At 44.5% G+C, this 19,206-nt stretch carries 15 protein-coding genes; 9 read left to right on the plus strand and 6 right to left on the minus strand.

The window, feature by feature from the left end; all coding sequences use genetic code 11:
* Nucleotides 1-13 precede the first annotated feature (13 nt).
* From QO189_RS07865 to QO189_RS07875, 3 genes are all read right to left on the minus strand, one after another.
* Nucleotides 14-1,216 carry a 3-oxoadipyl-CoA thiolase gene (locus tag QO189_RS07865; RefSeq protein WP_371532283.1) on the minus strand — a complete coding sequence of 401 codons (1,203 nt, stop codon included), beginning with the start codon at nucleotides 1,214-1,216 and terminating at the stop codon, nucleotides 14-16.
* Nucleotides 1,217-1,281: 65 nt separating this feature from the next.
* Nucleotides 1,282-2,862: a 3-hydroxyacyl-CoA dehydrogenase gene (locus tag QO189_RS07870; protein ID WP_371532284.1), complete on the minus strand. Its 1,581-nt coding sequence runs from the start codon at nucleotides 2,860-2,862 to the stop codon at nucleotides 1,282-1,284.
* A 73-nt stretch (nucleotides 2,863-2,935) separates the two neighbouring features.
* A complete protein-coding gene (locus tag QO189_RS07875) occupies nucleotides 2,936-3,712 on the minus strand; it encodes an enoyl-CoA hydratase (protein WP_371532285.1) in 777 nt (258 codons plus the stop codon).
* 360 nt (nucleotides 3,713-4,072) lie between these two features.
* Between QO189_RS07875 and QO189_RS07880 the strand changes: the two genes are divergently transcribed.
* The 4 genes from QO189_RS07880 to QO189_RS07895 all read left to right on the plus strand — a co-directional run bounded on the left by QO189_RS07880 (nucleotide 4,073) and on the right by QO189_RS07895 (nucleotide 8,937).
* Nucleotides 4,073-5,227: an acyl-CoA dehydrogenase family protein gene (locus QO189_RS07880; protein WP_371532286.1), complete on the plus strand. Its 1,155-nt coding sequence runs from the start codon at nucleotides 4,073-4,075 to the stop codon at nucleotides 5,225-5,227.
* A 126-nt stretch (nucleotides 5,228-5,353) separates the two neighbouring features.
* On the plus strand, nucleotides 5,354-6,619 hold the full coding sequence (locus QO189_RS07885) for an MFS transporter (RefSeq protein WP_371532287.1): 1,266 nt from the start codon (nucleotides 5,354-5,356) through the stop codon (nucleotides 6,617-6,619).
* A gap of 237 nt (nucleotides 6,620-6,856) precedes the next feature.
* Nucleotides 6,857-7,702: an IclR family transcriptional regulator gene (locus tag QO189_RS07890; protein ID WP_198332320.1), complete on the plus strand. Its 846-nt coding sequence runs from the start codon at nucleotides 6,857-6,859 to the stop codon at nucleotides 7,700-7,702.
* 140 nt (nucleotides 7,703-7,842) lie between these two features.
* A complete protein-coding gene (locus tag QO189_RS07895; RefSeq protein ID WP_371532288.1) occupies nucleotides 7,843-8,937 on the plus strand; it encodes an NADH:flavin oxidoreductase/NADH oxidase in 1,095 nt (364 codons plus the stop codon).
* A 243-nt stretch (nucleotides 8,938-9,180) separates the two neighbouring features.
* On the opposite strand, the gene QO189_RS07900 is transcribed toward QO189_RS07895, so the two are convergent.
* Together QO189_RS07900 and QO189_RS07905 are read right to left on the minus strand one after the other, a co-directional pair.
* Nucleotides 9,181-9,489: a DUF1272 domain-containing protein gene (locus QO189_RS07900; RefSeq protein ID WP_371532289.1), complete on the minus strand. Its 309-nt coding sequence runs from the start codon at nucleotides 9,487-9,489 to the stop codon at nucleotides 9,181-9,183.
* Nucleotides 9,490-9,924: 435 nt separating this feature from the next.
* Nucleotides 9,925-10,830, minus strand: coding sequence for a LysR family transcriptional regulator (locus QO189_RS07905; protein ID WP_371532290.1), 906 nt, complete (start codon nucleotides 10,828-10,830; stop codon nucleotides 9,925-9,927).
* A gap of 206 nt (nucleotides 10,831-11,036) precedes the next feature.
* Here QO189_RS07905 and QO189_RS07910 point away from each other — a divergent pair, with 206 nt between their 5' ends.
* Together QO189_RS07910 and QO189_RS07915 are read left to right on the plus strand one after the other, a co-directional pair.
* Nucleotides 11,037-11,714: a glutathione S-transferase family protein gene (locus QO189_RS07910; RefSeq protein ID WP_371532291.1), complete on the plus strand. Its 678-nt coding sequence runs from the start codon at nucleotides 11,037-11,039 to the stop codon at nucleotides 11,712-11,714.
* Between the two features lie 166 nt (nucleotides 11,715-11,880).
* Nucleotides 11,881-13,008 carry a zinc-binding dehydrogenase gene (locus QO189_RS07915; protein ID WP_371532292.1) on the plus strand — a complete coding sequence of 376 codons (1,128 nt, stop codon included), beginning with the start codon at nucleotides 11,881-11,883 and terminating at the stop codon, nucleotides 13,006-13,008.
* Nucleotides 13,009-13,114: 106 nt separating this feature from the next.
* Here the strand turns inward: QO189_RS07915 and QO189_RS07920 are convergent, their stop codons facing one another.
* Nucleotides 13,115-13,903 (minus strand): DUF2071 domain-containing protein, encoded by a 789-nt coding sequence (locus tag QO189_RS07920; RefSeq protein ID WP_371532293.1) that lies wholly within the window; start codon nucleotides 13,901-13,903, stop codon nucleotides 13,115-13,117.
* Between the two features lie 548 nt (nucleotides 13,904-14,451).
* Here QO189_RS07920 and QO189_RS07925 point away from each other — a divergent pair.
* From QO189_RS07925 to QO189_RS07935, 3 genes are all read left to right on the plus strand, one after another.
* Complete coding sequence (locus tag QO189_RS07925; protein ID WP_371532294.1) at nucleotides 14,452-15,408, plus strand: homocysteine S-methyltransferase family protein; 957 nt, start codon at nucleotides 14,452-14,454, stop codon at nucleotides 15,406-15,408.
* 10 nt (nucleotides 15,409-15,418) lie between these two features.
* Nucleotides 15,419-16,744, plus strand: a complete 1,326-nt coding sequence (locus QO189_RS07930) for a basic amino acid/polyamine antiporter (RefSeq protein ID WP_371532295.1) — start codon at nucleotides 15,419-15,421, stop codon at nucleotides 16,742-16,744.
* 915 nt (nucleotides 16,745-17,659) lie between these two features.
* A complete protein-coding gene (locus QO189_RS07935; RefSeq protein WP_371532296.1) occupies nucleotides 17,660-19,171 on the plus strand; it encodes a glycosyltransferase family 2 protein in 1,512 nt (503 codons plus the stop codon).
* The last annotated feature ends 35 nt before the right edge of the window (nucleotides 19,172-19,206 follow it).

The following is a 19,206-nucleotide window of genomic DNA, read 5'->3' on the forward strand; positions in this document are numbered from 1 at the left end:
CGTGCTTTTAATATCAGACGTGCTCTATCACCATAGCAAGTCCTTGCCCGATGCCAATACACAAGCTGACCACTGCGTATTTGCCGCCCGTACGCTGCAACTCTCGCGCCGTACTCAAAGCGATTCTGGCACCAGATGCGCCAAGCGGATGCCCGACCGCGATGGCGCCGCCATTGGGATTGACACGCTTATCATCAAAATCAATATCCAACCCTTTTAGACAACCCAGTACCTGTGAGGCAAAGGCTTCATTGATCTCAATAACAGACATATCATCAAGGGTCAAATCCGCACGCTTTAGTGCCAGCTTAATCGCTTCAACAGGCCCGACACCCATGATGTTAGGCTCAACCCCCATCGCACCTGATGACAAAATTTTGGCGATCGGCTTAAAACCTAGCTTTTTTTCTGCTTGTTTTGAGCCAATAATGAGCGCGACAGCGCCATCATTGATACCGGATGCATTACCTGCGGTGACTATGCCATTTTCATTTAAAGGTTTAAGCTTTTGTAGCGCTGCAATATCGGAGCTGGCGCGAGGATGCTCATCATCTTTAATGACTTTTTCAGGCAACTTCTTACCTTGTGAGACGGTGATAAGCGTTATCTCATCGTCAAAAAATCCTGCTTGTTTGGCAGCTTGATACTTGGATTGCGATGCGGCGGCAAACTTATCCGCTTCCTCGCGCGTAATGCCATATTTATGAGCAACGTTGTCACCCGTCTGCGGCATGGTATCGCTACCGAACTGCTCAATAATCTTTGGGTTAGGAAAACGGCTACCGATGGTCGTGTCAAATACTTTAAAGTCACGGCTAAACGGCTTTTCTGTCTTGGCAAAGACAAAAGGCGCACGCGTCATCGACTCCACACCACCCGCCAAAATAATATCCCCTTCATGACACGTGATACTGTGCGCAGCATCGACCACAGTAGACAGACCTGACGCACACAGGCGATTGACGGTCTGACCTGGCGTGGTGACATCCAGCCCTGCCAACAGAGCAGCGTTACGCGCGATGTTACGAGAGTCCTCGCCCGCTTGGTTGGCACTGCCTAGCAGCACTTCATCAAACACATCACTTGGCAATTGATGTTTCTCGACCAACGCTTTTATCACGGTGGCGACCAGATCATCAGGACGCACCGTTGCCAATGCACCGACATAGCGACCAAAAGGGCTTCTTAATCCATCATAAATATAGGCATCTAACATAACGTTTCCTTGTTGTATTTTTTAACTTTGAATAATGGTTTGATAACCATATTTTGCTGTTTGTATTAATAAATAGTCTGCTGAGTGAACAATGACACATCCAGTTTGGCGCGGCGCTGTAACCAAGGACTTGGGCGATAGCGTGGATCGCCGGTTAGTCCGTAGATACGCTCTAAAATGAGCAGCACACGCGAGGCCCCAAGGTGATCGCCCCAAGAGATAGGGCCGTATGGATACCCTAGCCCAAGCTTGACAGCATTATCGATATCCTCTGGCGTGGCAATTTTTTGCATTGCGATGTCACAGCCAAGATTGATTACCATGGCGACCACCCGCTGTGCCACAAAGCCTGTACTTTCGGTAATCAAGGTAGCACTGCACGTTTCTTGCGTATTTGCTTCACGACTATCTGAGCCTTTATTACCTGTGCTGCTGCTAAATAGTGCGTAGGCTTGCGCCACAAATCGCGCTTGTGTAATAAGACTTGGCATCAACGTACGATGCTTGTTGAGTTCGGTGAGCATATCAATCGCAACCGCTTGCTTGGGATCGATGTGATAACGAATCGCGGCATTGGTCGTATCCTCGCCATAGATGGCGAGCAGCACCAAACTATCAGGGTGTGGTGTGTCGTTATTATCAATAGTGACGTCATGAGCATTTAAGTAATCAATCAGCTGCGTTTTATCTTCTGCCAGATCAGCGCCAACCCAAACTGAGGTAATAACGGCATCAGATACAAGCGCTTTGGACGATTGATTTTGAGCGCCGTCCATTGGCAATTTCTGACCTTTTTCGTATTGATAAAAACCTTCACCAACCTTACGGCCGAGCTTTTTGCCTACCAGCATCTGACGGGTTAATGGATGCGGACGATAGCGCGCTTCATGATAGAACTGGTTATAAATTGACTCCATCACAGGATGAGACACATCAACGCCCGTAAGATCCATTAGCTCGAATGGCCCCATACGAAACCCTGCACCATCACGCAAAATGCGATCGATTTGCTCAAAACTTGCAACGCCTTCACCCAATATTTTTAATGCTTCGGTACCATAGGCTCTGCCACCATGGTTGACGATAAATCCGGGTGTGTCTTTTGCCACTACGCCCAGATGACCCATTCGTTTGGCCAAATCAGTGAGCGCGTCAACGACTGATTGCTGAGTAGAAAGGCCCGGAATAATCTCGACGATTTTCATCAGTGGTACGGGGTTAAAAAAGTGAAACCCTGCCACGCGCTCTGGATGATCGCAGTCAGCAGCGATGGCGGTGACTGATAATGAGGAGGTATTGGTCGCCAAAATAGTATCGGGGGTGACAACCTCTTCTAACTGAGCAAAAAGCTGTTTTTTAATATCTAGATTTTCGATAATGGCTTCAACCACGATCTCAGCAGTAGCAATCTGGCCTAACTCTTGGACGACGGTTAAGTTGCTTAACATCGACTGTAGCTCGTCATCGCTGAATTTGCCTTTAGCGGTGAGCTTTTCGAGCATGGCTTGCAAGGAGTGTCGCCCTTGCTCAGCCGCGCCTGCTTTGGCGTCATATAAAAGGACTTGGATATCAGCTTGGGCAGCAATTTGGGCAATACCCATACCCATAATACCAGTGCCTACAATGGCAAGTGTTTTCACGGTCATAATGATTCTCTACATAATTTGCGATAGGATTTGGTCGGCGTGGACCTCAAAAGATATAAGCGTCGTCTGCCCCTTAATAGCCTTTATACTCTGCAGGGCGTTTTTCTAAAAAGGCTTTGGCGCCTTCTTTTTGATCATGCGTATCGAACAGAATCTGAAAGGCTTTACGCTCGAGTGCTAGCGCGCCCTCTAAGGACATATCAACACCCAGATTCGCCACTTCTTTGATTTGCGCTAAGGCAATAGGAGAATACTTTGACAGCTGCTCAGCGATCTCAATGGCGCGAGTGATGGTGAACTGATCTTCGACGACTTCGGATACCAATCCCATGGTATCCGCCTCATCAGCACTGATCATATCGCCCGTGAGTACCATCTTCATGGCCTTGTGTTTGCCAATGGCACGAAACAAACGCTGCGTCCCGCCAGCCCCTGGCATCAGTCCTATTTTGATCTCGGGCTGCCCAAATTTGGCAGACTTGCCTGCGACGATAATGTCAGCATGCATTGCCAGCTCACATCCGCCGCCAAGCGCATAGCCATTGACGGCAGCAATAATGGGCTTGCGGCAGTTGGTAATGGCTTCCCAATATCGTTCACTGCGGCGCAAATATACATCCGACGTTTTTGCAGTTAAGAAATCATTAATATCGGCACCAGCAGCAAACACCTTGTCACCACCCGTCAGCACGATCGCTTTGGTTTGTGAATCCTCATTTAATTGAATGAACAGATCCGCCATTTGCTGGCGTAATTCACCGTTCAATGCATTGCGCACTTTAGGACGATTGAGTGTAATGACACTCACGCCGTCTCCTTGTTTTTCACAAATAAGGATTTGCTCTTCCATGATCCACTCCTTAAACATCATTCCGATATAAAGTACAAATACACAATAAAGTACAAATACGTATTAAAACGATTATTTTTGAAATAAAAATATCGCTATGCGGTATTTAATATCAATATATACTGTTTATTTTCGTTTGTGAAGGGAAAAAATTGGTTAAATGAGAAAAATTATAGAGAATAATTATCATATTTATAATAAAAATACCGCATTGCGGTATTTTAAACCAAAACTATTGTAATTTAATAATCCATGGATTATGCTGTTTAGCAAGCTCACCAAATTACTTAGTATCGCATTACTAACACCATCAAAAAGCCGTTATGACTATCAGGCATTAATCAAACAAGGAAGATTCACATGATTAGAGATAAAGAGACCCTCGACCACATTACCCAGACCATTCGCAACTTTGTTAACGATGAACTGATTCCTATGGAGCATTGGGTCGCAGAAAACGACCGTCTACCAGAAGACATCATTGAACAGATGCGCGAGCTTGGGCTATTTGGGCTGACTATCCCTGAAGAGTACGGCGGACTGGGTGTCACAATGGAAGAAGAAGTGACGTTGGCATTTGAGCTAGGACGCACCTCCCCCGCGTTTCGTTCATTAATAGGGACAAATAATGGTATTGGCTCATCTGGTCTTGTGATTGATGGGACGGAAGCGCAAAAGCAGAAGTATCTGCCTCGCCTCGCCAGTGGGGAGATCATTGGTTCATTCTGTTTGACCGAGCCGGAGTCAGGCTCAGATGCAGCCTCATTAAAAACAACCGCTGTTAGAGATGGTGATACTTATATCATTAATGGTACCAAACGCTATATCACCAACGCCCCGCAAGCTGGCGTCTTCACTGTCATGGCACGCACCGATCCGCAAAACAAACGCTCTGGCGGTATTTCGGCATTTATTGTGGAGAGTGACACGCCGGGTATTACCTTGGGCAAGATTGATAAAAAAATGGGGCAAAAAGGCGCACATACCTGTGATGTCATCTTTGATAACTGTGTCGTGCCAGCTGATGCACTCATTGGCGGTGTCGAGGGCGTGGGTTTTAAAACGGCGATGAAAGTCTTAGACAAAGGACGCTTGCATATTGCAGCAGCCAGTACTGGCGCCGCGACCCGCATGCTAAATGACGCGCTCAACTATGCGGTCGAGCGTAAGCAATTTGGTCAACCCATTGCCAGTTTTCAGCTCATTCAAGGTATGCTCGCTGACTCAAAAGCTGAGATTTATGCTGCCAAATCCATGGTACTAGATGCGGCGCGTCTACGTGATGAAGGCAAAGATGTCGTGACCGAATCCTCATGCGCCAAAATGTTTGCAACCGAAATGTGTGGCCGCGTAGCTGATAGAGCGGTACAGATCCATGGCGGCGCAGGCTATATCGCAGACTATGGTATTGAGCGTTTTTATCGTGATGTCCGTCTCTATCGTCTGTATGAAGGTACCACGCAAATTCAGCAAGTCATCATTGCCCGTAACATGATCAAAGAAGCCAGCGAGTAATCACGCAACTGATTCACCCATCAAAACACAAGGCGGTATTTGCTAGGATGCGGATGCCGTTCCCTCTATCTCTACCACCACGCCTCAAATTAGTCTTTCATTCTCACAACGATAAGGATGTACATTGTGAAAAGTGTCGCTATAACGTCCAACCCAAATGTAAGCGCTGCCCAAAAGCAACCTTGGAAGCTCGCCTTTGTTTTTTGTTTCTTGGTTTTATTATGTGATGGAGCCGATGTCGGTATCCTTGCATTTACTCTTTCTAGTTTAAAGCTAGAGTTTGGATTGACTAATGTACAAGCTGGTGCTTTGGGTAGCTGGTCATTAATCGGCATGGGAATTGGTGGTTTTTTCGGTGGTTGGGCCTGTGATCGCTTTGGACGGGTGCGTGTTATGGTGACTGCTACAGCCCTGTTTGCATTATTGTCTGGCTGTGTTGGATTTGCTCAAACTTATGAGCAGTTCATAATTCTACGAGTGGGCGCTTGCGTAGGTCTTGGTAGCTTATATGTTGCTGCTAATACTTTAATGTCAGAAATGGTACCTACCCAGCATCGAACCACTGTGCTCGCAACAATAATGACAGGTTACACTTTAGGGTCTTTAGTTATCAGCAGTCTTTCAGCTTGGATCATTCCTGATTACGGTTGGCGTACGATTTATTTCATCTCATTTATACCAATTATTTTATCAGTCTTAATGCATTTTACATTATCTGAACCACAGTCTTGGAAAGAGTCTCGTGCCCTCAAACTCAAAGGTTTGAATAATACTATTGAAAAACGTAAAAACTCTTATAGAGCCATATTTGAAAGTCCTAGACATCGCATCATGTTTATTTTGTGGACTATGAGCTCAACTCTTTTATTATTTGGTTATTTTGGTGTCAGTAACTGGCTACCTACTTACTTAGAAACCGAATTAGGTATCAATTTTAAAGAAATGGCTATCTATATGGCAGGTACTTACCTAACGATGATGTTTGCAAAAGTAATAGCAGGTCTACTAGCCGATAAGATTGGACGCAAAATAGTATTTGCCTTTGGTACGATGGGCACAGCCTTATTTATTCCAGTATTAATCTATATGCACACTCCAGAAAATATTGGCTGGTTAATGATTACCTTTGGTTTTTTATACGGTATTCCTTATGCTATAAACGCTACCTATTTGACCGAAAGTTTCCCGACAGCTATTAGAGGTACCGCAATGGGTGGATCATACAATATTGGACGTATAGGATCAGCTCTTGCCCCTCTTACGATTGGTTATATGGCCATGCATAACTCTATCGGTGCAGGTCTACTGCTAATGGCAGGCGCATACTTCTTATGTGGTCTGATCCCAACTTTATTTATCAAAGAAAAGCAGTATGACCCACAAGAGGGATAATAATGCCTCTTATGACAACTATCACTACCGTTCATACCGCATAGCGAAATAAACCTTCCGCATCATGCTATGCTAAGACTGTAAATATACATTAATATAGTATAATTAAAGGGATAGACTACCATTAGCATATGACGATAAGAGCAGTACCGAAAGTGGATACTGGCTAATAGGACGCCCTGAGTAGTCACTTTTTATAATACTTGTATGGACTTAATTGGGGATAATAGACCACCTATGACGAATGATACCCTTGCTAATGACAACGCTAATAGTGAGATGCATATGGAGCTTTTAGAGCCCATTGCAGAAATGCGGGACAAAAACGATAGACAGTTTGTCACTGCATTGGCTCGCGGTCTTGAGCTGCTGCGCTGTTTTACCCCGCAGCGCCCTTATTTGGGCAATCAAGACCTCAGTCAGCTAACAGGGATTCCTAAAGGTACCATCACTCGTCTGACATACACTTTGGTAAAATTAGGCTATCTAAAACAGTCGACCAATAGCAGCAAGTATCAGCTCTCAACAGGCGTGCTTGGGTTTGGCTACACGATGATGACCAACATCTCTATCAATAATCTCGCGACCCCTTATATGGAAGAGCTGGCAGATTATGCCAATAGTGCGGTGGCTATGGCGACTCGCGATCGGTTAATGATGGTCTATCTCAATGTGGTACAGGGCGCTGGTAGCACGACCATGCAGCGCAATATCGGCTCATACCTCCCCATTCATTTAAGCTCGATGGGACGAGCTTGCCTCGCCAGCATGCCGCCTGCTGAGCAAGAATTTATCCTAAATGCGATTCGCAATAAGTATAAAGATGATTGGCTAAAGATCAGACGAGGGCTAGACAAAGCCTTTCAAGATTATGAAGATTACGGCTACTGTTTTTCTATCAGCGAATGGCAAAAGGATGTCAATGCGGTTGCCATTGCGCTAATGCACCCGACGGAAGGCCTGCTGACTTTTAACTGCGGCGCGCCAAGTTTTATCCTGAGTCGCACCAAGCTAGAAGAAGACATCGCCCCTCGCCTGCTACATATGAAAAACATGATTGAGAGTAATTTATATATTAGCTAGCATCATTTAAATGTACCCTATAAAAATAACGGTTCATCCCCACCAACTATTCAAGCGATAATCGTATAAGTCATATAAGTCACTCATATCGCTTTTGCATTGTATTTACGTGCTTTTAGGCACGTTTTTAAGGATTCATTATGAGCCAGCTTTTTTCGCCTTTGACAATTGGGCAACTCACACTAGACAACCGCATCATCATCGCCCCCATGTGCCAGTACTCTGCCAATGACGGCGCGGCAAGCGATTGGCATACGATTCATTTAGGCCAAATGAGCTTGAGTGGCGCAGGACTACTTATTTTAGAAGCGACGGCAGTCAACCCGCAAGGACGCATCAGCTATGCTGATTTGGGATTATGGGATGACAGGACGCAAGCGGCACTGGATAAAACGCTAACGGCAATCAGGCAGTACAGCCCGATGCCGATAGGCGTCCAACTTGCCCATGCTGGGCGTAAAGCGTCAACCGAAAAACCATGGGACGGCGGCGGTTCGATTGCCCCTGATGAGGTAAATGGCTGGCAAACGGTGGCACCGTCGGCGCTTGCGTATGACGAAAATTCCACTGTACCCACAGCAATGGATCAAAATGACATTGATACGCTCATCAGCGATTTTTTCCATGCAGCAAAACGCGCAGACGCGCTGGGCCTTGACTTAATTGAACTTCATGGGGCGCACGGTTATCTATTGCATCAGTTTTTATCGCCACTTTCTAATCAACGTGATGATCAATACGGCGGCAGTCTTGAGAATAGAATGCGCTTGTTACTTGATGTATTTACAGCGGTTCGGGCTGAGTTTTCAAGTGAAAAGCCCATGGGTGTGCGTGTGTCTGCAACCGATTGGGTTGAGGGCGGCTGGGACCTCACCCAAACGATTGAGCTGGCTAAAGCATTAGAGGCGTTAGGCTGTGATTATATCCATGTGAGCACCGCAGGACTGAGCCCACAGCAGCAAATCCCTGTGAAGGCGAACTATCAAGTGCCTTTTGCCGCCGCGATAAAAGAAGCAGTCAATATACCTGTCATCGCCGTGGGCTTAATCACCGAAGCCGAGCAAGCGCAAAGCATTATTGTTGAGCAGCAAGCGGATGCGGTTGCATTGGCACGCGGCATGCTTTACGACCCGCACTGGCCTTGGCACGCGGCGGCCGAGCTTGGCGCAAAAGTCAAAGCGCCCAAACAGTACCTGCGCTCAAGCCCGCATGGCAAGCCGTCTCCGATAGAGTAACTGTATAGGCAATACTGGCTCAATTGGTTATTACCGATTGAGCTTTGCTTCAAATGCTTGTTATATCTATTTTTTGACTAACTCTACTTGTGTGTTCAATATATTTCGCATCATTATTAGCGAAAACTTCTAAAAACATAACACCCCATTAAGCAAACAAAAACTATTGATAATGTGTAGCGAAGCAAAACTGATCCAACTACTCTATTTCCGTTTAAATTGCTTGTTATGTGAATGTACTAATCATCGATCTTCGGGTTTTGTGTATTTAACTTTTGCTGAGAACTCTTTAAGTTCTTCTATACTATATTTGGTATGTACTCTTTCAATCGAAGGAGGCTGATGGTTGATACTTAAACCTGCACGTCTAGCCATTTTAGGTCGAATAGGTCGAAGGACAAAACCACCGCCACAATTTGGGCATACATTTTCTAATATTTCATTTACACATGTGACGCAAAAAGTGCATTCGTATGTGCAAATCATTGCTTCGGTAGAATCTGGTACTAAATCTTTATCACAACATTCACAATTAGGTCTAATTTCCAACATATATCAACTCCGTTTTGATTCATTTAGCGCTTGGTTCTTTGGCTTTAGAACGCAAATCGTATTGCAGCCCATAGCAACCACTGGTTATATTTTGGTGCCTACCAATTAATGATTAATGGTAAAACTGATCGTAAGTCTTTAGATGATCCACTACGCTCATTATCAAGCGTAAGTGTTACCATGTGCTCACTACTAAGCTCAACTTCAAGTCTATTAGCCGATTGTAATGTAGGCAGCGTATCTAACATGTTCCCTAGTGGAACAGATACTTGAACGTTACTAATAAACTTAAATATTCCTATCTTTCAAACTCTGCTAACTTTACCAACAAAAGGCACGTAAATACACAAAGGCTCTTCTGATATCTCAGATCAGACAATCAGAAAATTTAGCTAGCATCAGTTAATCACAAAATTCTTACTTAGGCTATTTTACTCACTTCTTTTCTTTTATCTTTTCAACCAAAAAATCCACCGCCGCCTTTACTTTTGGCACTAGATAACGCTGTTTTTGATACAGCAAATAGATCGCCATATCCGCATGCTGAGTGACGGCCAACTCATGCTCAAACGTCAGCTCTTGCAACGCGCCCGACTCAAGATAGGACGCCAACGCCCATCGCGTGGACATTAAGATACCTTCGCCATTGCTGGCTTTTTGTGCCAACCATGGGCCGTTATTTGACATCGCGACCACAGGCCCTGAGACATCGTGCCATTGCTCATCCACATAACACAGCCAAGGAGTTGGCCCTGCTGGCGCTTTGAAATAAAGGCCTCTATGCTCTTTTAACTCCATGACATGCTCAGGTACGCCATACTTTTCCAAATAACTAGGAGATGCAACTGGAATAAATTCGTTATCCATCAGTCTTATCGCCAGCACCCGCTCGTTTGGTGCGTAGCCACCACGAATCGCAATATCGACATCATCACGCCCAAGGGCAGATAGCTCATCACTCAAACTGACATCGAGTACAATCTGAGGGTATAACTCGCTAAACTCCTCTAACAACGGCAGTAATATCTTTTCACCGAATCCCACCATCGAGCTGATACGCAGACGCCCCATTGGCGTTGTTTGGTAACTTCGAACCGTTTCTTTGCTTTGCTCGAGTTGATTCAATATCTGCTGTACATCGTTGTAGTAAACACGCCCTACTTCCGTCAGTTTGACAATTCGGGTTGAGCGCTGTAATAGTGTCGCACCCAAGCTCTTCTCCAAGTCGGACACGCGTCTCGACAATGAGGATGGCGGTACACCGAACGCCTTTGCCGCTTTGGTAAAGCTACCTGTCTCCACAACTTTACTGAAATATCGTATTGCACGTAGTTGATCCAACCAATTTCTCCATTGAATAAATACCTAAGTATAAGTAGCGAAACCTTTTTATAAATAGTAAAACATTTTTGTCTTATTATTGTCTTAAAAGCAATAGTGATTGACGTTTTACCCTATATATAACCACATTAAAACCAGTAATAATGTGTTTAACTTAATTAGCTCAAACAAAAATAACTTTTACGTCAATAAAGGAAGACGAATTTATGATTACTTTGCACGGTTTTGCCGCAAGCAACTATTACAACATCGTAAAACATACGCTCTTATATAAAGAAGTACCTTTCCAAGAAAACTTAATCTTCGCTGGTAGCGACGAATTACTAAAAGTCAGTCCCGTTGGCAAAGTACCTGCTATCACAACGGCTGAAGGTTTTAATTTGTCAGAAGCCAATGTCATTTGCGACTTTATCGAAGAGACTTATCCTGATACGCCGCTATACCCTACCGATGCCAGCGAACGTGCAGCCGTGCGCCAAATCATGAAAATAGCAGAGCTGTATCTTGAATTACCAAGCCGCCGACTGATTCCTTATGTATTTTCAGGTACACAGGCGCCCGATACCGTCAAAGAAGAAGTGCGTCAAGTGCTCACCCGTGGTATTGGTGCGTTAAATCAGGTGTGTCAGTTTTCACCTTGGATTGCCGGTAAAGAGCTGACGATGGCTGACATCTATATGCACTATGTAAACGTTGTCGTCAAAGCCTGCGCGCAAGCCCAGCTTGACTGGGATGTGCTAGCAGAGATACCCGGTATGAAAGAATGGAACAAGACCATGAGTCAATCTGACATTGCCCAAAAAATAGAGGCCGATCGCGTCGCCAATATGCCTGAGTTTATGCAGCATGTGCAAGCTCAGATACAAGCTGCCAATGCTAAGTAGCACTTGACGGTTAAATGGCCTTTTAAGCTACATCGCATTGGATAGAACTGAGTAATAAACATTACCAATATTAAAATTATTCTTTTAATTGAACGACAAACAATCTCTCATCAATACACTAACATGAGTGATGCTACTCATATAACTACTTGCAGGAGCAAACCCTATGAGCAATAAAAACAAACAACTGGTATCCACCATCAGTGATGACAATAAATTAACCCTGTCTTTAAAAGATATCGAGATGCCGCAGCCAGGCGCTGACGAAGTTGTCGTACGCATGGAAGCCATGCCATTGAACCCGTCTGACTTTGGGGTGATGTTCAGCGCCGCTGACATGTCAACCGCTGTACAGTCAGGCACCGATGACAGCCCAATTATTACCGCTGATGTGCCTGCGAAATTCATGCCAGCACTCAAAACGCGGGTCAATAAAGACACGCCTGTCGGTAATGAAGGCGCTGGTACCGTCATCGCCGCAGGCTCGTCAGAAGCCGCACAAGCATTAATGGGCAAAATGGTGGCGGTGATTGGCGGCGGTACGTATCGTCAGTATCACTGCGTAAACGTGAAAAGCTGCATAGAGATGCAAGATGGCACGACTGCTACCGAGGCCGCCTCGTCTTTTGTCAATCCACTCACCTCATTAGCCATGGTCGAAACCATGCGTGCTGAAGGCCACAAAGCCATTATCCATGCCGCAGCAGCCTCTAGCCTCGGTCAAATGCTCAACCGCATTTGTATGGCCGACGGCATTGATCTGATCAATATCGTACGCAAAGAAGAACAAGAAAAGCTATTGCGCGATATGGGCGCAAAATACGTGGTCAATTCAAGCAGCGAGTCGTTCACTAAGGACTTAACCGCAGCGATCATCGAAACGGGCGCAACGATTTCATTTGACCCTGTTGGCGGCGGTAAGCTCACGAGCGATATTCTAAACTGTATGGAAGCGGCCATCACTCATGATGTCGAAGAATACAGCGTCTATGGCTCAAATACCTTTAAGCAAGCTTATATTTATGGCGCGCTAGACCGTGGCCCAATCACGCTAAACCGTAACTTTGGTTTTGCATGGGGTGTGAATGGTTTCTTATTATTCAATGCACTTGGCAAACTAGGTAGCGAGACGGTCAAGTCGATGCGTAAACGCGTGGCAGAAGAAATCACCACCACCTTTGCCAGTAGCTACACGCATGAAGTCACGCTAGAGGAAGCGCTACAATTAAAATCAATCGCCGCTTATGGCAAACAAGCGACTGGTGAAAAGTATTTGATCAAGCCTCAAGGCTAATCATTATTTGAAGCGTTATTTAAAAGCAGCTTTGCAATAATAGAAAAGCAGATACCTAGTGTGTCTGCTTTTTTTGTGCTTGTTATAGCAATCTTTTTTTAGATTCTTACTCTACAATGGTAGGCGGTAAGTAGATTGTAAATTCATTTATTGGCTCTACTAATACGCTATAAGGTGTGTGTTGCTCGGTTTCCTCAACGATGCCTAGATCAGACAAAAGCTTGAAATTGGCTGATTTTAGTTTTGCTGGCTTGACTTTGAGTTCCTTGTGCCAGACCCGATAGGTACCGACTTTATTATCCCTTCGATAATAAAACCCAGCAAAAGGATGCGTCAGATACACCAATGCTGATTCAGCATCAGGAAAACCATCAAATACCATCTCGTCGGATTCTGATTGCACAATATCAACAGACGCTTTCGCCCAACTGGATGATGTCTCCATATGGTACTTTTCATACAGTCCGGTTGATTCGTTTAGGACACAATCGAAAGTTACTTCTCCGCTGTGCCATGGCAAATTCCATAAGTATCGAGGAACTGCTATCGTCCATGAATCGAGCGTTGTACCAAGAAACCATACACAGCGCTCACCAGTTTTCGTATCGATGATATAAATACGGTAGTTCGTCTGCCCCATCGTAAATTTTGGAAAAGGAAAAACAGCTGAGGTAAAATCGACATCGATAAAAGGTACTACCGATATTAACCCCATCTCTTGGCCACCTATTTCTACGACATCTAGTTTGAATCGAGCAGGAAATAGCCCTTTGAATCTATCCGCTGGTACGGCATAAGTTATAATTGCGAAATGCTTCAGGCCGCAAAGAACGTCTATACCTTTTGGCTTAGGTCTCTTAGTTATGTAATCTGCTAACTTACGCGCTTCTTGCACAATACTTCCTTAAATTTTTAACGCTTCGTTGAGAAGCAGTTAAGTTTTTAGATAAAATAATCCATAAAAGTAATAAAGATGGTTTGTCCTTGGTATTTCAAACATGGCAATACAGAAACTCATATTCAAAACCAATAACCTGTGATCAATCCTCTTAATGTCTCACCCATTACTTTGCCAAGTTTTCGTCTTCTACAACGTCTTAAAATACTATATATGACGCTACCTCATAATTCCATCAAACAACTTATTTGTAAACAATTGATTGTCAATAGCTATAAATTTTATGGTGATTGCTTGTAGTTACTAGCAACGGTATCTGCTTTCTTATGTCCGGTTGAAAGTCATCGCTACTTCGTATTTACTCATAATTTGTATAGATGTTATTAAGGATAATCTCGCCATAATACCCTCAAAATCGGTGAATCAGATGCCAAAAGTAATCAATTAACATGACTACTAAACTTTTGGTTGCATCTGCTCCTTATTACGCCTAGTATTTCGCCCTTCTAAATAATTCTGCTATTTACAATAAAGAGGGATTTATTATGGCAACTAATTCAGTCACTATTATTGACGGCGGCTTGGGCCGAGAACTGGCCAAACGCGGCGCACCTTTTCGTCAACCTGAATGGTCGGCGCTGGCAATGATAGAAGCACCTGAGATCGTTCGTGACGTGCATCGAGCCTTTATTCAAAGCGGCGCAGCAGTCATTACTACCAACAGTTATGCGCTCGTGCCTTTTCATATTGGCGAAGAGCGTTTTGCCAATCAAGCGCAAGATTTGGCTACCTCAGCAGGTAAGATGGCGCGCGCCGCTGTCGAGATGGAAGGCCGCGACACTAAGATTGCAGGTTCAATCCCGCCGCTATTTGGCTCATACCGTGCCGATTTGTTTGACGCCGATCACGTAGAGGATATCGCCACGCCGCTTATCAAAGGCTTGAGCGAATATGTGGACTTTTGGCTCGCAGAAACCCAAAGCTTAATCGCTGAATCTGTCGCTGTTCGCGAGTTACTGAACACGCTCGATACTAACAACAAACCATTATGGGTCTCATTCACGTTGGAGGACAGCGAGCATCTCAATGTGCCGCGTTTGCGTTCAGGCGAGACGGTAAAAGAAGCCGTTACCAAAATGGCAGATATCAATGTAGAAGCAATCTTGTTTAACTGCTGTCAGCCAGAAGTGATCGACCAAGCGCTTGATGTAGCGCAAAGCGTGTTGCAAGACAAGAATGCCGCACACATCAAACTTGGCGCGTATGCCAACGCCTTTCCACCACAGCCAAAAGACGCTACAGCGAACGATGGTCTCGATGAAGTGCGTGATGACCTAACCCCGCCTGCCTATCTGGTCTGGGCCAAGAAATGGCAAACCCAAGGCGCATCACTGATTGGCGGTTGCTGCGGCATTGGCCCAGAGCACATTCAGGAATTGAGCCAGCATTTCACAGATACTTTGACAACAGGTAATTTAACAACAGGTACCTCGACAAAATAGAGATCGCACGATGCAAAATGGACAAAAAATTGGGCTAACCATGCTCACTGCCATCGTGTTTAGCTCGATGGTCGGTGCGGGTATTTTTAGCCTACCGCAAAACATGGCCGAAGTGGCAGGTGTGAACGCCATCATTACGGCATGGATCATCACAGGGGTGGGTATTTTATTCCTCGCGGGCTGCTTTTTGCATTTATCACGCCTCAAGCCTGAACTGGATGGCGGTATTTATACCTATGCCAAAACAGGATTTGGCGATTTGGCAGGCTTCTTTTCGGCATGGGGTTACTGGCTGTGTGCGACCATTGGCGTGGTGGGTTACTTGGTCGTGGCGTTTGCTGCGCTGGGTAGCTTTATTGATACACCAACCAGTATTGTTTTTGGTGAAGGCAATACGCTATGGGCGCTGGTCGGTGAATCTATCATTTTATGGCTGGTACATTATTTGGTACTGCGCGGCGTTAAGCAAGCGGCATTTATCAACTTGCTGGCGACTTTGGCAAAAAGCTTACCGCTCATTGCTTTTATTGTGTTTGCCTATTATGCCTTTGATATGCAGACCTTTAATGCTGACCGCGCGGGAACGACGTTGGACGTACCCTTTATGGAACAGGTCAAAGGGACAATGCTGATCACCCTATGGGTATTTACGGGTATCGAGGGCGCGATTGTCTTATCGCAGCGTGCCAAGAAACGCGCTGATATCGGCCGCGCTACTTATATCGGTGTGTTGTGTGCGCTGGTGTTGTATGTTGCCATTACCCTGCTCTCTCTCGGGGTCATGAGCCGTGTGGATGTGGCGGCTCTCAGCAACCCATCGATGGCTGGCATCATGGCGCAAATGACAGGCAGTGTGGGTAAATGGGTCATCAGTATTGGGCTTATCGTCTCGGTATTGGCCTCTTATCTTAGCTGGATTCTTTATTCTGCTGAAGTGCCGTTTACCGCGGCGAAGTACAATGCGTTTCCACGCATCTTTACCAAGCAAAACGCCCAAGGCACGCCAACGGCTTCGCTCATGCTGACTAGCTTGACCGTGCAGCTTTGCTTACTGATGATCTTTTTGACCGGTAAAGGCTATAACACCTTGGTGATTATCTCCACCTCGATGATTTTGATTCCTTACTTTTTGGTTGGGGCGTACTTGGTCAAGGTATCATTTGCACAATCAGAACGCTGGAGCATCAAAGCCATCGGTCTGGGCGCGAGTGTCTACGGTATTTGGCTAATCTATGCCGCTGGCGTGGATAACTTGCTGTTGTCCTTGCTGCTGTATATACCTGGCTTAGCGATTTTTTATTATAGTCGCTATCAGGCACGGCAGCAGTTAACATAAGCCAGCTGATCGATAGCTCGCTCTGCCGCTACTAAAAAAGGTCCAAAAACGATGGTTTTTGGACCTTTTTTAGTGGTGATCAAGGCTTCAGAGTGTATTCAATCAAAGAAACAACCGCAAATATCAAGTATTAAGTAGGGAAAACCACAATCTCATCGCCTTCCTGCCATGGCTGAAACTTGGTCAATAACGCTTCAAAATTTTATAAAAAAATATATCTTATTGCCGAGACTCTAATTCAATCATCTCAGGGTAATCATTAGCGTACTGGTAACCATCTAATCTATTATAGACTTTGACCCTGACCAAATAGATAAAGCTGATTTATTATGCGAGTCAACGCCAATGTTTGCTCCAGACTATTATCTCTTTCGAAAAAAGAATTCGTCATCAACACCAACTGTCGACGCTGTCTGGAACTGATGTGTCACTGGCTTAGTACTGACTTGATTTATTCAGATCTAAATAGCTAAGCATCAATAATCTAATTTCAAACTTATTAACGTTTTTCGCCTGTAAAGCTAACTACGATTTTAGTCGTGACTTTCTATTTTAATAAGGTCGTGCTTTAATCTACTGATGCAGACTTGCTTGCCTGCTTTTTATCCTCGTCTTCTTTCTGCGTTTTGTCTTTTTACTAGTTGCCCTAACTCAAAAATAAAACACAGCTACCTATCTCTTCTCAATTCAAAAACGCCCTATTTTTACGTGATTGGAATACTAAGTTTTTATGTCACATTACGTACAGCTTACACAGTTAATTTATCACAAACAATTATCGGCTAAATCATTACTTAATTTTGTATTAGTATGCATTGGTATTCACTAAAGATTGAAGGTACAAGTAATTACATTGTCTATAAGCCCATTCTTTCTATATAAATTTCACTTGTTGTACCTGCTCAAGGACCAGACATGACTGCTAACACACAAGAAGCTTTGACTAGCGCAGCACTCAGTTTTCAATTAATGACGCGAGCTGAGCCTCCAGAGTTGGTTATTGCCACGATAAAGTCGTTATTAGCAGTAAAAGAAGCGCGCGATGAGATATTAATTATCGATAATAATAATAAAGAGGCGTCATTGTATGAGCCGCTGGCAGCATTTTGCCGGAGCTTAGACGCTAAATTGAATGTTCACTTTTATCACATTGATCATGTTGAAGGATTCAAAGCGGGTGCTTTAAACTTGGCACTTGGGTTGATGAGTCCAGACTGTAGTCACATTGTGGTGGTCGATAGTGATTATCAGGCATTACCACATGCTAGAGTCTCTATTATGCAGGCTATCGCCCAATATCCTGAGCATACTCTACTGCAGTTTCCGCAGTTTTATCGTAATGAAGGACAGATGGATGTCCATAGCGAGTTGAATCACTATTTTAATCACCATCTATATCGTTCTTTTAATCGCAATCGCGCTTTATCAACGGGTACTTACGCCGTCATTCGACGCTCGGATCTTTTGAGCATAGGAGGTTGGTCAGGTGCTTCTATCACTGAAGATGCTCAGATGGGCGTCCTTATGCATCGACAAGGTTTTCGCAGTCAGTTCGTGCCAGAAGTTATTGCCACAGGTTTACTGCCTAACACACTAGATGACCTAATATGTCAACGTCGACGCTGGATCTACGGCAATATGCAAGTGCTCACGGATTACCTGTCAGTCCCGTCCAACTCTACAAGTCAATATGTTCCACAGTCCAAAAGTATAAGTGAACGTCTAGCATATATACGCGCTCATCTGTCTCAATTGAGTGCTTGGGTAAATTTCACAGGGTTTTTTATCCTTTTGCATATCTGCTCATTGCTGATGACGGTTGATATGCTTTTGGTAAATAACGTTAACGTGTCGATGCTTACCCCTCTATATGTGGTTTATGCAGGTTATGCGTTCTTTATCCTTAGACGTTTTTGGGCATATTGCCGTGATCAATCGCCTCTCAATCAACAAGTCGATAACAGCTATCAGCCACGTTTTGGCACAAAGATACGAGCATGGTTGATGCATTTGAATTTTTGGGAGATTGGCGCATTGTCATGGCTGCCGGTGCTGTGGGGACGAGAGAAACCTTTTGTCTGTACGCCAAAACAAAACTATATCCAAAATCGTCATTCCTTATTTCTTAGGAATATAGCGGCGTTACCAAAACTGCTGTTGGTGCTAAATATTATTACAGTCCTAGTTGTAGCACCGTTTTCACCGCTCTACTCACCAGTACTATTTATCTGTGCAGCGGTAGTTTGTGTTCTCAAACTAAGCGCCGCCAAAGTAGCAATGGATAATTTCTCTAATGCTCGAGCAGACATACCAAGTATGAGTAAGGTTCTTAAGCAGACTTTAAAGGTAGCCCATGAAAAAAAGACGACTATTACGACATCTTATGCGACGTCTTTATTTAAAGATAAAAAAACCATCGATTCATAAAAATCAGCACTTATAGAACTAGTACTTATAAAGAT

This window comes from Psychrobacter sp. Arc29 (assembly GCF_041431175.1).
In the GTDB taxonomy this organism is placed as follows: domain Bacteria; phylum Pseudomonadota; class Gammaproteobacteria; order Pseudomonadales; family Moraxellaceae; genus Psychrobacter.

Coding starts and splice junctions, on each gene's coding strand:
- QO189_RS07865 (WP_371532283.1), bottom strand. CDS start 1,216: ATGTTAGATGCCTATATTTATGATGGATTAAGAAGCCCTTTTGGTCGC.
- QO189_RS07870 (WP_371532284.1), bottom strand. CDS start 2,862: ATGACCGTGAAAACACTTGCCATTGTAGGCACTGGTATTATGGGTATG.
- QO189_RS07875 (WP_371532285.1), bottom strand. CDS start 3,712: ATGGAAGAGCAAATCCTTATTTGTGAAAAACAAGGAGACGGCGTGAGT.
- QO189_RS07880 (WP_371532286.1), top strand. CDS start 4,073: ATGATTAGAGATAAAGAGACCCTCGACCACATTACCCAGACCATTCGC.
- QO189_RS07890 (WP_198332320.1), top strand. CDS start 6,857: ATGACGAATGATACCCTTGCTAATGACAACGCTAATAGTGAGATGCAT.
- QO189_RS07895 (WP_371532288.1), top strand. CDS start 7,843: ATGAGCCAGCTTTTTTCGCCTTTGACAATTGGGCAACTCACACTAGAC.
- QO189_RS07900 (WP_371532289.1), bottom strand. CDS start 9,489: ATGTTGGAAATTAGACCTAATTGTGAATGTTGTGATAAAGATTTAGTA.
- QO189_RS07910 (WP_371532291.1), top strand. CDS start 11,037: ATGATTACTTTGCACGGTTTTGCCGCAAGCAACTATTACAACATCGTA.
- QO189_RS07915 (WP_371532292.1), top strand. CDS start 11,881: ATGAGCAATAAAAACAAACAACTGGTATCCACCATCAGTGATGACAAT.
- QO189_RS07925 (WP_371532294.1), top strand. CDS start 14,452: ATGGCAACTAATTCAGTCACTATTATTGACGGCGGCTTGGGCCGAGAA.
- QO189_RS07930 (WP_371532295.1), top strand. CDS start 15,419: ATGCAAAATGGACAAAAAATTGGGCTAACCATGCTCACTGCCATCGTG.
- QO189_RS07935 (WP_371532296.1), top strand. CDS start 17,660: ATGACTGCTAACACACAAGAAGCTTTGACTAGCGCAGCACTCAGTTTT.